The organism is Amycolatopsis thermalba, from assembly GCF_003385215.1.
Lineage (GTDB): Bacteria > Actinomycetota > Actinomycetes > Mycobacteriales > Pseudonocardiaceae > Amycolatopsis_E > Amycolatopsis_E thermalba.
The window spans coordinates 122,762-137,478 of the sequence record NZ_PQHW01000004.1; the positions used below are offsets into that span (position 1 = coordinate 122,762).

General features: G+C 73.6%; 15 protein-coding genes. 7 read left to right on the plus strand and 8 right to left on the minus strand.

What is annotated here, in order from left to right; genetic code table 11:
• Positions 1-87: 87 nt before the first annotated feature.
• The 5 genes from D0D15_RS03255 to D0D15_RS03275 all read right to left on the minus strand — a co-directional run bounded on the left by D0D15_RS03255 (position 88) and on the right by D0D15_RS03275 (position 6,355).
• Positions 88-891 (minus strand): helix-turn-helix domain-containing protein, encoded by an 804-nt coding sequence (locus D0D15_RS03255; protein ID WP_094006129.1) that lies wholly within the window; start codon positions 889-891, stop codon positions 88-90.
• A 22-nt stretch (positions 892-913) separates the two neighbouring features.
• A complete protein-coding gene (locus tag D0D15_RS03260; RefSeq protein ID WP_094006128.1) occupies positions 914-4,912 on the minus strand; it encodes a SpoIIE family protein phosphatase in 3,999 nt (1,332 codons plus the stop codon).
• Positions 4,913-4,965: 53 nt separating this feature from the next.
• On the minus strand, positions 4,966-5,319 hold the full coding sequence (locus tag D0D15_RS03265; protein ID WP_094006127.1) for an STAS domain-containing protein: 354 nt from the start codon (positions 5,317-5,319) through the stop codon (positions 4,966-4,968).
• Positions 5,320-5,406: 87 nt separating this feature from the next.
• On the minus strand, positions 5,407-5,820 hold the full coding sequence (locus D0D15_RS03270; protein ID WP_094006126.1) for a DUF6292 family protein: 414 nt from the start codon (positions 5,818-5,820) through the stop codon (positions 5,407-5,409).
• Between the two features lie 166 nt (positions 5,821-5,986).
• Positions 5,987-6,355: an STAS domain-containing protein gene (locus D0D15_RS03275; RefSeq protein ID WP_094006125.1), complete on the minus strand. Its 369-nt coding sequence runs from the start codon at positions 6,353-6,355 to the stop codon at positions 5,987-5,989.
• 148 nt (positions 6,356-6,503) lie between these two features.
• Here D0D15_RS03275 and D0D15_RS03280 point away from each other — a divergent pair, with 148 nt between their 5' ends.
• The 5 genes from D0D15_RS03280 to D0D15_RS03300 are packed head-to-tail and all read left to right on the plus strand — an operon-like array spanning position 6,504 to position 10,459.
• The gene (locus D0D15_RS03280; RefSeq protein WP_094006124.1) at positions 6,504-7,373 is read left to right on the plus strand and encodes an STAS domain-containing protein; all 870 of its coding nucleotides are present in this window, start codon (positions 6,504-6,506) and stop codon (positions 7,371-7,373) included.
• Entirely contained in the window at positions 7,373-7,750 is a 378-nt protein-coding gene (locus D0D15_RS03285; RefSeq protein WP_094006123.1) for an STAS domain-containing protein, read from the plus strand. The genes D0D15_RS03280 and D0D15_RS03285 overlap by 1 nt, the downstream gene beginning before the upstream one ends.
• The gene (locus D0D15_RS03290; RefSeq protein WP_094006122.1) at positions 7,747-8,172 is read left to right on the plus strand and encodes an anti-sigma regulatory factor; all 426 of its coding nucleotides are present in this window, start codon (positions 7,747-7,749) and stop codon (positions 8,170-8,172) included. The genes D0D15_RS03285 and D0D15_RS03290 overlap by 4 nt, the downstream gene beginning before the upstream one ends.
• Positions 8,169-9,167, plus strand: a complete 999-nt coding sequence (locus D0D15_RS03295) for a SpoIIE family protein phosphatase (RefSeq protein WP_094006121.1) — start codon at positions 8,169-8,171, stop codon at positions 9,165-9,167. Before D0D15_RS03290 ends, D0D15_RS03295 begins: the two co-directional genes overlap by 4 nt.
• Positions 9,164-10,459, plus strand: a complete 1,296-nt coding sequence (locus D0D15_RS03300; protein WP_094006120.1) for a PP2C family protein-serine/threonine phosphatase — start codon at positions 9,164-9,166, stop codon at positions 10,457-10,459. Before D0D15_RS03295 ends, D0D15_RS03300 begins: the two co-directional genes overlap by 4 nt.
• Positions 10,460-10,463: 4 nt before the next feature.
• Here the strand turns inward: D0D15_RS03300 and D0D15_RS03305 are convergent, their stop codons facing one another.
• A complete protein-coding gene (locus tag D0D15_RS03305) occupies positions 10,464-10,895 on the minus strand; it encodes an ATP-binding protein (RefSeq protein ID WP_094006119.1) in 432 nt (143 codons plus the stop codon).
• A 235-nt stretch (positions 10,896-11,130) separates the two neighbouring features.
• Here D0D15_RS03305 and D0D15_RS03310 point away from each other — a divergent pair, with 235 nt between their 5' ends.
• A complete protein-coding gene (locus D0D15_RS03310; protein WP_094006118.1) occupies positions 11,131-11,496 on the plus strand; it encodes an STAS domain-containing protein in 366 nt (121 codons plus the stop codon).
• A gap of 56 nt (positions 11,497-11,552) precedes the next feature.
• Positions 11,553-11,987 (plus strand): SRPBCC family protein, encoded by a 435-nt coding sequence (locus tag D0D15_RS03315; RefSeq protein ID WP_094006117.1) that lies wholly within the window; start codon positions 11,553-11,555, stop codon positions 11,985-11,987.
• 25 nt (positions 11,988-12,012) lie between these two features.
• Here the strand turns inward: D0D15_RS03315 and D0D15_RS03320 are convergent, their stop codons facing one another.
• Together D0D15_RS03320 and D0D15_RS03325 are read right to left on the minus strand one after the other, a co-directional pair.
• Complete coding sequence (locus D0D15_RS03320) at positions 12,013-13,602, minus strand: phytoene desaturase family protein (RefSeq protein WP_094006116.1); 1,590 nt, start codon at positions 13,600-13,602, stop codon at positions 12,013-12,015.
• An 11-nt stretch (positions 13,603-13,613) separates the two neighbouring features.
• Positions 13,614-14,690, minus strand: a complete 1,077-nt coding sequence (locus D0D15_RS03325) for an NAD-dependent epimerase/dehydratase family protein (protein WP_094006198.1) — start codon at positions 14,688-14,690, stop codon at positions 13,614-13,616.
• Between the last annotated feature and the right edge of the window lie 27 nt (positions 14,691-14,717).

Below are 14,717 nucleotides of genomic sequence, written 5' to 3' on the forward strand. Positions count from 1 at the left end.
TGGCGTGGACCGCAGCGCCACCACCACAGCAAACCGGCGCGACCGATCCCCCTCACGGGCCGCCTGCCGCCGCGGAACCGGATCTCGTCAGGACCGCCGCGCGTAACGTCCGGGGGGCTCTCCCACCACGGCGGTGAATTCGCGCGTCAGGTGGGCCTGGTCGGCGTATCCGAGGTCCGCCGCGAGCGCCGCCCAGTCCACCGTCTCCGCCCGCGCCGCGCGTTCGGCCGCGTCGTAGATCCGGTACCGCCGCAGCACCCACTTCGGGCTCACGCCGACGTGGTCGGCGAACGCGCGCTGCAGCTGCCGCACGCTCAACCCGCCCCGGGCGGCCAGGTCCTCGACCCGCCGCAGGTCACGGTCGCGGGCCGCGAGTTCGGCGAGGGCGGTCGTGTCCTCCGATGGCTGACGCTCGTCCGGCACCAGCGGGGCGAGGGCCGCGTCGACCAGCTTCGCGATCTCGGCGCCGTCGGTGCCGTCCGCGAGCGCCGCCATCACCGCGGGTTCGGCCGGGTGCAGCGCCGGGAACCCGTCGGCGAGCGGGCGGACCGTGTCGGTGATCGTGGCCAGCGGCCGGCCCAGGAACGGCCGGAATCCGCCCGGCCGGAACATCACCCCCAGCGCCCGGCCCCGCCCGGACAGCCGCCGGGTGAGGCGCTCGGTCCGCACGCCGGTGACCGTGCCGCCGTCGTCGGCGAACACGACGTTGACCACCGGGTGCACGAGGACGTCCTGCTCGTACACCTCGGGCAGGTCCCACGAGACGAACCAGTAGCGGTCGACGAACCGGTCCACCCCGGGCGAGGGCGGGAACCGGGTCAGCTCGAAGCGCCGCAGCCCCGCCCTCGGGTGCAGGATGCCGCGGCTGTCCCGCTCGACCGGCTCGACCACGCCTGCGAGGGTAGTCGCGCCGTCAGTCCTTCCAGGTGCGCCTCATGCGGACTCGGCTGCCCTGCTCGCCGGGCGTGATGTCCACCTCCGTCATCAGCGCGCGCATCAACCCGACCCCGCGGCCGCGGATTCCGGGGTCGGCGGGTGGCGGTCGCCAGGTGCCGTCGTCGGTGATCACGACCTCCACGCCACCCTCGTCGGCCGCCGCGGTCAGCGTCAGGGTGCCCTCGCCGCTTCCGGAGTACCCGTGTTCGATCGAGTTGGTGCACGCCTCGTCCACGGCGAGGATCACGTCCTGCGCCGCCTCGTCCGGGACGTCGGACTGGGCCAGCCACTGCCGCAGGTCCCGCCGCATGTCGACCAGGCTCCGCGGCACCGCGGGCAGGTCCAGGCGCAACGGCCCGGGCGGGTGCACGTACACCAGCACCGCCACGTCGTCGTTGTGCCCGGCCGGCGGCAGCAACCGGTCCAGCAGGTGCTCGGTGATCTCGGCCGACTGGCGGCGCGGCACCTCCCGCAACGCCACCCGCGCGCCCTCGATCGCCTCGTCGATCGGCTGGCCGTGCCGCTCCACCAGACCGTCGGTGTAGAGCAGCAGCACCGAACCCGGCCGCAGCGGCACCGTCGCGCGTGGGCGATCCGCCGACCGGCGCACCGCCAGCGGCACCGACAACGCCTGGTCCAGCAGCTGATCACTGCCGTCCGCGTGGCTCAGCACCGCCGACGGGTGCCCGGCACTGGAGTACGTCACGACCCCGGCCTCCGGATCCACCACCGCGCAGAACACGGTGGTGCACAAGGCACCCGGGATCTGCCGCGCGAACCCGTCCAGCTGGTCCAGCGCCCGCGCCGGATCACCGTAGCTGAGCAACAACGCGCTGCACGCGCTGCGCAGCTGCCCCATCACCGACGCCGCCGCCAGCCCGCGCCCCACACAGTCCCCGACGACCACCGCGATCCGGCCGTCCGGCAACCGCGCCACGTCGTACCAGTCGCCGCCGACCTCCAGCGGCCGCACCGCCGGCTCGTACCGCACCGCGAACCCGCCCGGCAGGTCCGTGGGGCCCAGGATGGCGTGCTGCAACGTCAACGCGACCGCCCGCGCCTCGTCGTAGCTGCGGGCCCGGCCGAGCGCCTGCGCGAGCTGGGCCACGAGCATCCCGAACAGCGCCCGCTCCTCCGCACCGAGCACCTGGTCCGCCCGCTCGGCCCACACCACCGAATCGCCGCTGCCCAGCGCCGCGCCGAGTTCGCGGCCCGCCTCGGGCGGCCAGATCTGCCCGGGCGGCTGGCGGCGCGCCCGGTCCAGCCGCTCGTACAGCTCCGGCTCCAGCTCGTCGAACGAGCCGGCCTCCGGATCACCGGCGACCAGACCGCCGCTCTCCACCGTCGGCCACACCGCCGCCACCACGCGCGTCGCGCCGAGGATCACCCGCAGCGCGGACACCCCGGCGTGCAGCACCTCCGACACGTCGGTCGCCGCCGCCAGGTCCGCGGCGAACGCGGCCAGCACCGCCTCCCGGTCCGCCGCCTTCTTCTCGACCGTGACGTCCCGCAGCGTCCCGACCAGCCAAGCGCGCCCGTCACCCTCGGCGACGCGCGTGAGGGTCAGCGCGGCCCACGCCTCACCGCCGTCCGGACGCCGGACCACGACCGACACCTCACGGCCGTCGCCGAGGTGGCGCACCAGGTCCCCGGCCGGCACGCGGGCCGCGTCCTCGCCCAGCCACGGGTACGGCCACGCCATCGGCAGGCTGTCCGCGCCGTACCCGGTGATCGCGGTGAACGCGGCGTTGACCTCGACCACGCCACCGCCGCTGTCGGCGACGAACACTCCTTCCCGCAACGACTCGAACAACGCGCGCCGGAACTCCGACTCGCGCCGGCGCAGACCGGACAGCACCAGGTTCGCCCGCACCCGCGCGAGCAGTTCCGCGCCGGAGAACGGTTTCGGCAGGTAGTCGTCGGCGCCGGCGTCCAGACCCGACACCGCCGCCTCGACCCCGGCCCGCGCGGACAGGAACAGCACCGGCACCGACTTCGTGGCCGGTTCCGCGCGCAGCGCCCGGATCAGCCCGAACCCGTCCAGCCGCGGCATCATCACGTCGGACAGCACGAGGTCCGGCCGGTGCCGCCGGGCCAGCTCCAGCCCCTCGACGCCGTCCCGCGCCAGCAGGACGCGACCCACCGGGCGCAGCATCCGCGCGATGAACCGGCTCAGATCCGTGTTGTCCTCGACCACCAGCAACGTCGGCCCGGACCCGTCCCCGGTCGCCGGCTCCGGCTCGCTGTCGGCCCGCCACTGCAACGCTTCGTCGCGGTAGGCGGGCGCGACCGTCAGCGCGCGGTCGGTGGGCGGTGGCGCGACCGCCGCGAGCGGCAACCGGACCGAGAACGTGCTTCCGGTCCCCTCCACCGAATCCGCCGACACCGTGCCGTCGTGCAAGCGCACCAGTTCCCGCACCAGCGCCAGCCCGATCCCGGCGCCCTCGTGGGACCTGCCCTCGCGCCCGCGGGCCCGGTGGAACCGCTGGAACAGCCGGGGCAGCTCGTCGGCCGGGATCCCGACCCCGGTGTCGGCGACGGTCAGCTCGGCGTGCCCGTCCGACTCGCGCAGCCGGACCGCGACCCCGCCCTCCCGGGTGTACTTCAGCCCGTTGGACAGCAGGTTGAGGACGACCTTCTCCCACATGTCCGGATCGACCTCCACCGCGCGCGACAACGGCGGGCAGTCGATCTCGAACCGCAGCCCGGCGCGCCGCACGGCCGGGGCGAAGCTCTCCGCGATCTCGGTGGTCAGCGCGGCCAGGTCGTGCGGCGCGGCGGCCGGCTGCAGGCGTCCCGCCTCGATCTTGGCGAAGTCGAGCAGGTCGTTGACCAGCCGCCGCAACCGTCCGGCGTTGCGGTGCACCAGCTCCAGCCGTTCGCGCTGACCGGGCGGCAACGGCTCGTCGGTGTCGGCGAGCGCGTCCTCGGCCGGGCCGGCGATGAGGGTCAGCGGGGTGCGGAACTCGTGGCTGACGTTGGCGAAGAACTCGCTCTTCGCGCGGTCCAGTTCGGCCAGCGCCTCCGAGCGCCGCCGCTCGCTCTCGTAGGCGAGCGCGTCGGTGATCAGGCTCGACACCTGTCCGCCGAGCAGTTCGAGGAACGCGCGGTAGTCCGCGTCCAGCGCCTGGTAGGCCGACACCCCGAGCACGAGCGCGCCCACCGGCTCGGCCCGCCCGGCGGCGACCAGGGGCAGCACCACCGCCTGGTCCGGCGCGGCCGTGCCGACCACCACCGGCTGCACGAACTCCGGCCCGAACCGGTGCCGCAGCCCGTCGCACACCCGGGTTTCGCCGTCCCACAACGGCCACACGGCGGCCCCGCCGCGATCCAGCACCGCGGGCGCGGCCCGTTCCCCCGGCCCCACCCCGTAGGCCGCGGCCAGCGTCGCCCGCCCGTCGTCGAACAGGTAGGCCAGCGCGAACGGCAGGTCCGCGCCGTGCCGGCTCAGCGCGGTGACCGCCGAGCGCGCGGTCTGCGCCACCGACCCGGCGGCGGACACCTCGCCGAGGTCGTTGAGCACCGCCAGCCGGCGCTGCCGGATCACCTGCACCGTGGTGTCCTGCACCGCGACCAGGATGCCGAGCACCGCGCCGCGGTCGTCGGAGATCGGGCTGTAGGAGAACGTCCAGTACGTCTCCTCCAGGTAGTTGTGCCGGTCCAGGAACAGCAGCTGGTTCTCCGAATACGTGGCGCCCCGGCCGGTCATCACGTGCCGCGTCAGCGGGCCCAGCTCGGCCCACGCCTCGGCCCAGCACTCCGACGCCGGGCGACCGAGGTAGCGCGGGTGCTTCTCGCCCATCGCCGGGCGGTAGGCGTCGTTGTAGAAGACCGTCAGCTCCGGCCCCCACCACACCAGCATGGGAAACCGCGACGAAAGCACCAGGCGCAGCGCGGCGTGCAGCTCCGCGGGCCAGTCCTCGACGGGGCCGAGCGCGCTCGCCGACCAGTCGCGGCCGGCGACCATCGCCCCCATTTCGCCCAGTGTGTCCAAATAAGACGTATCAGCGGGACGCGTCATCGACCGGGTCAGCCCTCACCCAGTGCGCACTCGACCGTCTCGGACACCGTGAACACCTGCCGCAGATCGGCCGCCTCCAGCGCGCGCAACACGACGCGGCTCGACGCGACCAGGCGCAGCGGGGTGCCCGCTTCGGCACATCGCTGCTCGGCCTCGACCAGCAGGGACAACCCGGCGGAGCCGAGGAAGTCCACGCGGGACAGATCGACGATCACCGGCTGCGGCGGCGTGGCCGCGCGGCGGGCCTGGTCCATCTCGCTGATCATCGCGGGCGCGGAACACAGGTCCACCCCGCCGGACACGGTCACCACGACGGCGTCCCCGGTCACCCGGTGCCGCACCGAGAACGCTTCTTCGGTCACCGAAACCTCCCGGACACGCGTAGGGGCACCTGCGGGTGCGTTCAGCCTAGTGCGGGTCCGGGAAGTCGGCACGATCTGCTTGCGGCGTCAGCCGGCCAGCGCGGGTGCGGCGTAGGCGGCCAGCCGTTCCCCGACGTCCGCCGGATCCCACGCCGGCGGCTGGAGGACACCGGTCGCGACGCCGTCGCACAGGTCCTCGGCGAACCGCGCCACCACCCGCGGCGCGGGCAGCACGTCGGTGCCGAGGTAGGCCAGGACGATCAGGTCCTCACCGCAGTGCGATTCGACGACCAGCGACCAGCCGGTGTCCTCGCTCCAGATGAGGGCCGCGTCGCGGTCCGGGAACTCCGGAAGGCGCCGTTCCAGCGCCAGGTACGCGTTGGCCGGTGGTGGATCGATCTGCACGAAGTAGGCGTTGCCGCCCAATCCCAGAGCCTCGGTCACCAGTCGCACGTACCGCCGCAGTCCCCGCGCCTGCGCGTCCTCGTATTCCAGGTACATCTGCCCTCGCACTTCGCCCACCGGAAAGCCGGCGGGGCGCCACTGCTCGACACCGCGCCGGAAACCGGCCCCTGACGGGTTTGAAACCGCTCATGGCCCAGCCGGGCTACCCCCGGCTGGCGAATCCCAAACCTGCCATTCACCGTGGGTGGGCGTGAGGGCTTGGTCACGCCCGGGCGGTGGGTGACTCCTCACCCTCGATGGTGAACGACCCCAGCAGCCCGGTGATGTCCAGGATCCGCCGCGCGTAGCGGTCCACGTTCGCCAGCTTCACCGTGCCGCCCCGCTCCTCCGCGCTGGTCTTCGCCCTGATCAGAGCGCTGATGCAGGCCGAGTCGAAGAAGTTGAGGCCCGCGAAGTCGAGCACCAGGTGGACCACCCCGGATCCGAGCAGCTTCTCCACGGCCTGGTCCAGCTGGTCCACCGCGCCGTGGTCGATCTCGCCGAGCAGCAGCACACGTCCGCTGTCCCCGCTGGCCTCCGTGCGCACCACGGAAGCCGTGGCGGACCTGGTCGCGCCTTCGTCCGTCGTCATGGTTCGAACTCTCTCCAAAATCGTGGCGTCGGCTTCGGCCCCGGTTGTCGCCCGGCGCCCGTGTGCAATAAGTTTGCCGCAAAGCAACGAACTTCGTGGATTGTGCTCGCGTGCCCGCGACCGTCCACCATGCTGGAGCCTGGGAGCGATGACGACAACCTCCGACCGCCAGATCACCGCCGTGGTCAGCGATTTCCTTGACGCCCAAAAGGAAACGATCGTCGCGCAGTGGGCCGACTCACCGTTCTTCCGCTCCGTGGCGCAGGATTCCGACCAGGCCGCCGGCGACAGCGCCGAGGTCCTGCGCGGGGTGCGCCGGGCCATCGCGGCCGGTGACGCGGACAGCCCGGCCGCCGAGGGCTTCAACGACCTGCGTTCGCTGCTCACCGCGCTCGCCTCGCAGCTGGACGGCAACGAGGGCGTGAGCGCGCGCACCGCCGTCGAGGTGAGCGACCTCAAGAAGCCGCTGCTGCGCCTGTGGCAGCAGGAGGCCGATGCGGACCTGCTCACCGCGGGCGCCTTGCTGCTCTCCAGCGCCGTGGACACCCTGCGGATCGTGCTCGTCGAGTCCGCGCTGGCCGCGGCCAAGGAGACGCTGGCCATCCAGCGCGACCAGCTGACCGAGCTGTCCACCCCGGTCATCAAGCTGTGGGACGGCGTGCTGGCCATCCCGCTGATCGGCACCCTGGACAGCATGCGCAGCCAGGTCGCCACCGAGAGCCTGCTGCAGGCGATCATGACCCAGCAGGCCAAGGTCGCGATCCTGGACATCACCGGCGTGCCGACGGTGGACACGATGGTGGCCCAGCACCTGCTCAAGACCGCGATGGCGGCCCGGCTGATGGGTGCCGAGTGCGTGATCAGCGGCATCCGCCCGCAGATCGCGAACACGATGGTGCAGCTGGGCATCGACCTCGGCGAGGTCGCCACCCGGGCGCGGCTGGCCGACGCGCTGGCCTACGCCCTGAGGCGGCTGGGCCTGGAGGTCGGGTCGTCCGCGGGACCGGGCGTGGTCTGATGGCGGGCGTCCCCATCGTCAACCTGAGCGGTGTGCTGCTGGTCACCATTCAGGAGGAACTCCTCGACCAGTCGGTGGCCGAGTTCGAGGCCGAACTCACCGAGAAGGTCGTGGAGACCCGCGCCCGGGGCGTGCTCATCGACGTGTCCGTGCTGGACATCATCGACTCGTTCCTCGCCCGCACCCTGCACGACATCGCCGCCATCACGTCGCTGATGGCGGCGCGCACCGTCGTGGTCGGCATGCGGCCGGCCGTGGCGATCACCCTGGTCGAACTCGGCCTGACCCTGCCCGGCCTGCTCACCGCGCTCTCCGTCGAGGAGGGTCTCTCGCTTCTCGCCCCGCCGGCGGGGCCCGTGCGGACGGCGCTGCGGTGACACGCGCGCCTTCGACGAGCACGGTCGCCATCCACGACGAGTACGACATCGTGCATGTGCGGCACGCCGCCCGGGAGGCGGCGTCCACCGCGGGGTTCAGCCTCGTGCAGCAGACCAAGCTGGTCACCGCCGCCAGTGAACTGGCCCGCAACGCCCTGGTCTACGGGGGCGGCGGGCAGGCGGAAGTCGCCGTCGAGGACCTCGGCGGCAACCCGACCGTGCGGATGACCTTCACGGACAAGGGTCCGGGCATCCCGGACGTGGAGGCGGCCATGGCGGACGGGTTCACCACCGGTTCCGGCCTCGGCCTGGGCCTGGGCGGCGCCAAGCGGCTGGCCGACCAGTTCCGGATCGAGTCCGTGCCCGGCCGCGGGACCAGGGTGGAGATCAGCATGTCCGTCCGCCGGAACACCGGCCCGTGACCCGCGACGACCTGGTCGTGACCGAACCGAGCCACGTCGGCCGCGCCCGGGTGATCGCCGCGTCGGCCGCCGCCCGCGCCGGGCTGCCCCTGGACCGGGTGCACCGGGTGTCGCTGGCCGCCACCGAGCTGGCCTCCAACCTGCTCAAACACGCCGGGCGCGGGGTGTTCAGCGTGGTGCCCGCGCTGGGCAGGCTGGACGTGCTCGCGGTCGACCGCGGACCGGGAATCGGCCGGATCGAGGACAGCATGCGCGACGGCTACTCGACCACCGGCACCCTCGGCGGCGGCCTCGGCGCGGTGCGCCGCGCGGCGGACGTGTTCGACGTCTACAGCCGCCGTGGCCAGGGCACCTCGGTGCTCGCGCGGTGGCACGGGGAGCCGTCGCCGGTGCCCGGCGGGCTGCGGATCGGCAGCGCGATCCTCACCGCTCCGGGCGAATCGGAATGCGGCGACCGCTGGACGGCGCTGACCGCGGACGATAGCGTGACCATCGCGCTGAGTGACGGCTTGGGCCACGGCCAGTTAGCGGCCAGGGCCAGTGACGCGGCGATCTCCACCGTCGCGGCACACACCGAGCTGCGGCCGGCTCGTATCCTGGAGCTGATGCAGCCGTCCCTCGCTTCCACCCGCGGCGCGACCGTGGCCGTCGCGCAGCTGACACCGGCGGAGGGGCGCATGCGGTTCTGCGGGGTGGGCAACGTGTCCACCCGGTTCTACCCGGACCAGGACACGTCCGTGCAGCGCATCGTGTCCCGCCACGGCATCGTCGGCGTCGCCGCCCGGCCGCGGCCCTCCGATTCGGTGTACCCGTGGTCGCCCCGCAGCTGGCTGGTCCTGCACACCGACGGCATCTCGGACAAGTGGAGCAGCAGCGACTGGCCCGGGCTGTTCAACCACGACCCGGCCACCGTCGCCGGCTGGATCCTGGGCCAGCGCGGCCGCGGGCGGGACGACGCGTGCGTGGTGGTCGTCGCGGGAGGTGGCGCACGGTGACGGAGGCCACCACCGAGGATCTGCTGCGCGAGCTGCGCGAGACCATCGCCCGGCAGGAACGGGAGCTGCGGCTGCACCAGTCGGAGCTGGAACAGACCAACGCGGGCCTGCTGGCCCTGCACGCCGAGGTGGAGCTGCAGCGCCAGCGCTCGGCGTTCCTGGACGAGGTCAGCCGCAGCGTGTCCGCCTCGCTGCGCGGCCGGGAGGTCGTGGAGGCCCTGGTCGGGCTCATCGAGCGGGAGAACCTGGCCGACTGCGCCGGCGTGTGGCTGGTGACCAGCGAGAACCGCGCCCTCAGGCGGCTGCCCCGGCCGGAGAGCGCGCCGGACGCGGACGTGAAGCGGGTCGCCACCGGGCACCAGCCGCACATCGAGCCGAAGCGGCTGCTGCTGCCCCTGACGGTCGGCCCGCACCTGCTCGGCGTGCTCGAGCTGCACCGGGACAGCGAGTTCACCGGCGACGAGGTGTCCTTCCTCACCGCGGTCGCCGCGCGGTCCGCGGTCGGCCTGCGCAACGCCGGCGAGTACGAGCGGGAGCGCGAGCTGGCCGAGCGGCTGCAGCACGCGATGCTGCCCACCCTGAGCGCCCCGGACGATCTGGAGCTGTGCGCGCGGTACCGGCCGGCCGCGACCGGGGTGAACATCGGCGGCGACTGGTTCGACGCGTTCACCCGGGCCGACGGCACGATGGTGCTCACCGTGGGGGACGTCACCGGGCACGGTCTCGACGCCGCCGTGGTGATGGGGAAGCTGCAGAACGCGCTGCGCGCCTACACCGCCGAGGGGCACGGCCCGGCGGAGGCGCTGCGGCTGGCCCACCACCTGCTGCGCGGCCTGGACAGCACGCTGTTCGCCACCGCCGTGGTCGCCGACCTGGAACTGGACACCGGCCGGATGCGCTGGGCCAGCGCCGGGCACCTGCCGATGCTGACCTGCGGCGCGGACGGGGTCCGGTACCTGGAGCGGCCGAACGCGCCGATGCTGGGTGTGCCGTTCGCGTTCGACATCGCCGAGTACGAGGAGACCATCGCCCCGGGCAGTGACCTGCTGCTCTACACCGACGGTCTGGTGGAGCGGCGGGCCGAGGTCCTCGACGACGGACTTGACCGGCTGACCGGCGCGTTCGCCGGCGTCGCCGCGCTGCCCACGGACGAGGCGGGCGACCGGATCCTGTCCGAGATGCTGGGCGAGGACGAGCACGACGACGACGTGTGCCTGCTGCTGTGCCGCTGGTCGGCGCAGCCGGAGGGACGGTCCCCGCGCGGCGCGCGGCACCTGCCCGCGCACCGCTGAGCGGTCACCGCGGGAGGGCGAACTCGGCCCACACCCACTTGCCCTCCGCGCCGGTCTCGTAGCCCCAGGACTCGCTGAGCGCGTCGACGATCACCAGGCCGTTGCCGCGCACCGAGTCCTGGCCGACCGGTCGCGGCACCGGGACGTGCGTGTCCTCGTCCCACACGCGCAGCACCACCCGGTCGTCGTTCTGCCGCAGCACCACGGTGACCTCGCCGCGCCCGTGCTCGACGGCGTTGGTGACCAGTTCGGACGTGGCGAGCACGATGTCCTCCCGGGTGTCCGGCGGCACCTCCCACGCCCGCAGCGCCGAGGTGGCGAAGTCCCTGGCCCGACCAGCCGCCGGTGCCTCCTCCGGCAACCGCGTCACGGCCCGCCGCCACTCGGACGGCCTGCTGCGGTGCTGCGTCGGTCGGCGCGCGCCGTCGGTCCTCACAGTGTCCTCCCGCCAGCGGTCCTTGCTCGCGTATCGGCTGTGTCGGAGGTTCCCCGGAGGTGGCCGGTTAACCACTTTCCGCCCCGATCCTCACCCGCCGTGCATCCCGGTTAGGATCGGCGGACGGTTGAGCCGCCAGCCTGTTGCCGTGGCGGCTATCCCGGTACCGGTGCAGCTTCCTTGTGGTCCGCCGACGGCAGGACGCGGTGAACGACGACAGTAGGAGGTATCTCGGGTGACCACCGAGTTGCGTGTCACGCGTCGCCTCGTCGACGGTGCCATCGTGGTGTCCGCCGCGGGCGACGTGGATCTGACCAGCGCGCCGGACCTGGACAGCGCGGTGCAGTCCGCCTGCGCCGACACCCAGCCGCCGGGGCCGGTGGTGGTCGACCTGTCCGAGGTGACCTTCCTGGGGTCGATCGGGCTGAGCTTGCTGGTCAACGCGCAGCAGAAGTGCGAGGAGAACTCGGTGGAGCTGCGGGTGGTGGCCACCAGCCGGGCCGTGCTGCGGCCGCTGCAGGTCACCCGGCTCGACGAGCAGCTGCGGATCACGTCGTCGGTGGACGAGGCCGTGGCGCCGCCCGCGACCGAAGCGAGCTGATTGCCCCGGCTCGCGCGGGGTACTCGCTGCCGGTGGACCGAGCCGGGGAGCGAGACATGATCGTGGTGAGCAAGCGGATTCCCGTCCCGCCCGAAAAGGTGTTCGCCGTCCTCGCCGACGGCTGGACCTACGCGGGCTGGGTGGTCGGCGCCGCCCACATCCGGCAGGTGGACGGCCACTGGCCGCAGGTGGGTTCCCGGATTCACCACAGTGTCGGGCCGTGGCCGGTGAGCGTGCAGGACGTGAGTTGTGTGCTCGCGGTCGAGGAGAACGAGCTCCTCGAACTGGAGGCCCGCATGTGGCCGATGGGCGCCGCGAAGATCACGCTGACCCTGACCCCGGACACCGAGGGCGGCACCGAGGTCCAGATGGCGGAGAAGCTGGTGCGGGGCCCGCTGAGCGTGTTCCCGGAGCCGGTCCAGGCCGGGCTGCTGGCGCCGCGGAACACCGAAAGCCTCAACCGCCTGGCCGACATCGCCACGAACCGCTGACGGCGCGCTCGTCGCTTCACCGGCCTCACGAGTAGATCGCCCGGTGGGCTGCCTTGATCATCCCCCCGTACAGCCCGCCCACCAGCCCGTTCCGGGCCAGCGCCGCCCGGGCCGCGTTCGCTCCCGGGGCGCCGTGCACGGCCCCACCGGGATGAGCCGAGGCGCCCGCCAGGTACAACCGGTCGACGGGCGTGTCCGCCCTGGCCAGCCCGGGCACCGGCCGGAACACGAACTGCTGGTGGATCGCCGCGGTGCCGGCGTTGATCGCGCCCTCCACGAGGCTCGCGTTGTGCGCCTCCAGCTCGCCCGGCCCCTGCACGCACCGCCCCTGGATCAGGCTCGTGAAACCGGGCGCTCGCTGCTCGACGATCTCCTGCATCCGGTCGGCGTACCGCTCCAGCCTGCTCCGGTCCCACTTCTCGCCCCGGGGGACGTGCGTGTACGCCCACACCGACTCCGTTCCCGCGGGCGAGCGGGACGGATCGGTCGTCGTCATCTGGCCGAGCAGCAGGAACGGCCGCTCGGGCACCCGGCCGCGGGCCAGGTCCGCGCCGTAGGCGGTCAGCCCGTCGAGATCGGCGTCCAGGTGCACCACGCCCGACCGGCGCGCCTGCTCGGCCGTCCACGGGATCGTCCCGGACAGGGCCCAGTCGACCTTGATCGTGGCGTTGTCCCACTGGAACCGGTCCAGGTCGGACACCAGCCGCGCGGGCAGGTGTTCCTCCCCGACCAGCTCCCGGTACAGCGCCGGCGCCGGCACGTCCGCCAGCACCGCCCGCCTGGCCCGGACCGGTTCGCCGTGCTCGTCCCGCACGCCCATCGCCCGGTTGCCGGCGACGAGCACGTTCCGCACCCGGCGGTTGCACTCGACCCGGCCGCCGCGGTCGGCCAGGCGGCGGACGAGGGCGGTGACGATCCGGTCCGCGCCGCCTTCCGGCACCGGGAACCCCACGTCCTGCCCGGCCATCCCCAGCAGCCACCCGAACACACCGCTGCCGGCGTTGTCCGGGCCGAGGTCGGTGTGCAGGGCGTTGCCGGCGAACAGCAGCCGCGCGCCTTCGCCGTCGAACAGTTCCTCGCCGAGGCGCCGCACCGGCAGCGTCACCATCCGGACGAGCCGGAGGGCTTCCGCGACTCCGATCTTCCGCACCAGCTTCGACGCCGACCGCACCGGCGGAAACGGGCGCAGGACCGATTCCAGCAGGTCGTGCCGCACGCGCTGCCACTGGTCGAACGCGTCGCGCCAGGCGTCGCCGTCCGCGGCGGCGAAGGCCGCGACCGAGGCGGCCGTCTCGTCGAGGTCCCGGGACAGCGCCACGGCCCGGTCGTCGGGCAGGACGTGCGCGAGCACCAGCGGCGCGTGCTGCCACACCAGGCCGTAGGAGTCCAGGCCGAGTTCCCGCAGCACCGGCGACGCGTAGCCGAGCGGGTAGAACGCGCTGTACAGGTCGCTGAGGAACCCGGGCGCGGTGATCTCGGCGCTGCGCACCGCCCCGCCCGGCTCCGGCTCGGCCTCGAGCACGAGCACGCTCCAGCCGGCGTCGGCGAGCACGTTCGCCGCCACGAGCCCGTTCTGACCCGCGCCCACGACGACCGCGTCGACAGTTTCGGTCACGAGGCTCCCTTCTAGGCCTGCGTCTGGCGGCTGGGCCGGCCCAGCCTGATCCCAGCCAACCGCTCCAGCCACGATTCCGCAGCGCGCGGCGCCAGCGGCCCGCTGCCGGTGCCGCTGCCGTCGCGCATGCCGGCGACCAGTTCGGCGAGCGCCTCCTTCGCGTCGTGGCGGGGTTCCCAGCCCAGCTGGGCGCGGGCGCGGGTGGTGTCGATCAGCGGCGCCTGGTCGGCCAGGGTGAGCCAGCCCGGGTGCATCGGCTGCAGCCCGAGCCGCCAGGTCGGCAGGGCGAGGCCGGTGACCAGCCGGCGCGGCACCGGCACCCGGAAGCCGCCGAACAGCTCGGCGAGGTCGTGGACGCCGAGGACGGGTTCGGCGGCGAGGTTGAAGGCGCCCTCCGCGTGGTGGTCGAGCATGAGGCAGATGGCGTCGGCGACGTCGGCGGCGTGCACGGCCTGGACGCGCAGACCGTCCCACAGCGGCACCGGGAGCAGGCGGTTGCCGATCACCGCGGGCGGCAGGAGGGGGCTCAGGGTCCAGCGCGCGAGCTGGCCGCCGGAGTCGTACTGGGCGACGGCGCACGGCCGGAACACCGCGACGCGGACGTCCGGGTGCTGGCGGGCGAACAGTTCGACGAGTCGTTCGAGGCGGGCCTTGTCGCGGCTGTAGGCGCTGCCGGGGACGCCGGTGCGGGGCCAGTCCTCGGCGACGCGGGTCCAGCGCGGGGCGGGCGTGTAGGCGGCGACGGAGGAGGCGCAGACGAGCCGGGGAACCCCGGCGTCGGCGACGGCTGCCAGGACCTCCTGGGAGCCCTCGATGTTGGTCCGGTTGCGCGGCGGCTCGTCCACGGCGGGGTGGATGGCCCAGGCGAGGTGGACGACGGCGTCCGCCCCGGCGAAGACCTTCGGCAGGAGGTCCGGGGCGTCGTCGGAGTCGAGGTCGCAGGGGACCCAGTGGGCGCGGTCGTAGGGTGGACGGCCGTCCGGGACGCGCCGCGCCAGCCCGACGACCTCCCAGTCCGGCCTGCGGGCGGCCGCGCGCAGGAACGCGGTGCCGAGACTGCCGGACGCCCCGGTGACGACGACCTTCATGGCGGACGTGTTCCACCCGCGCGCGCC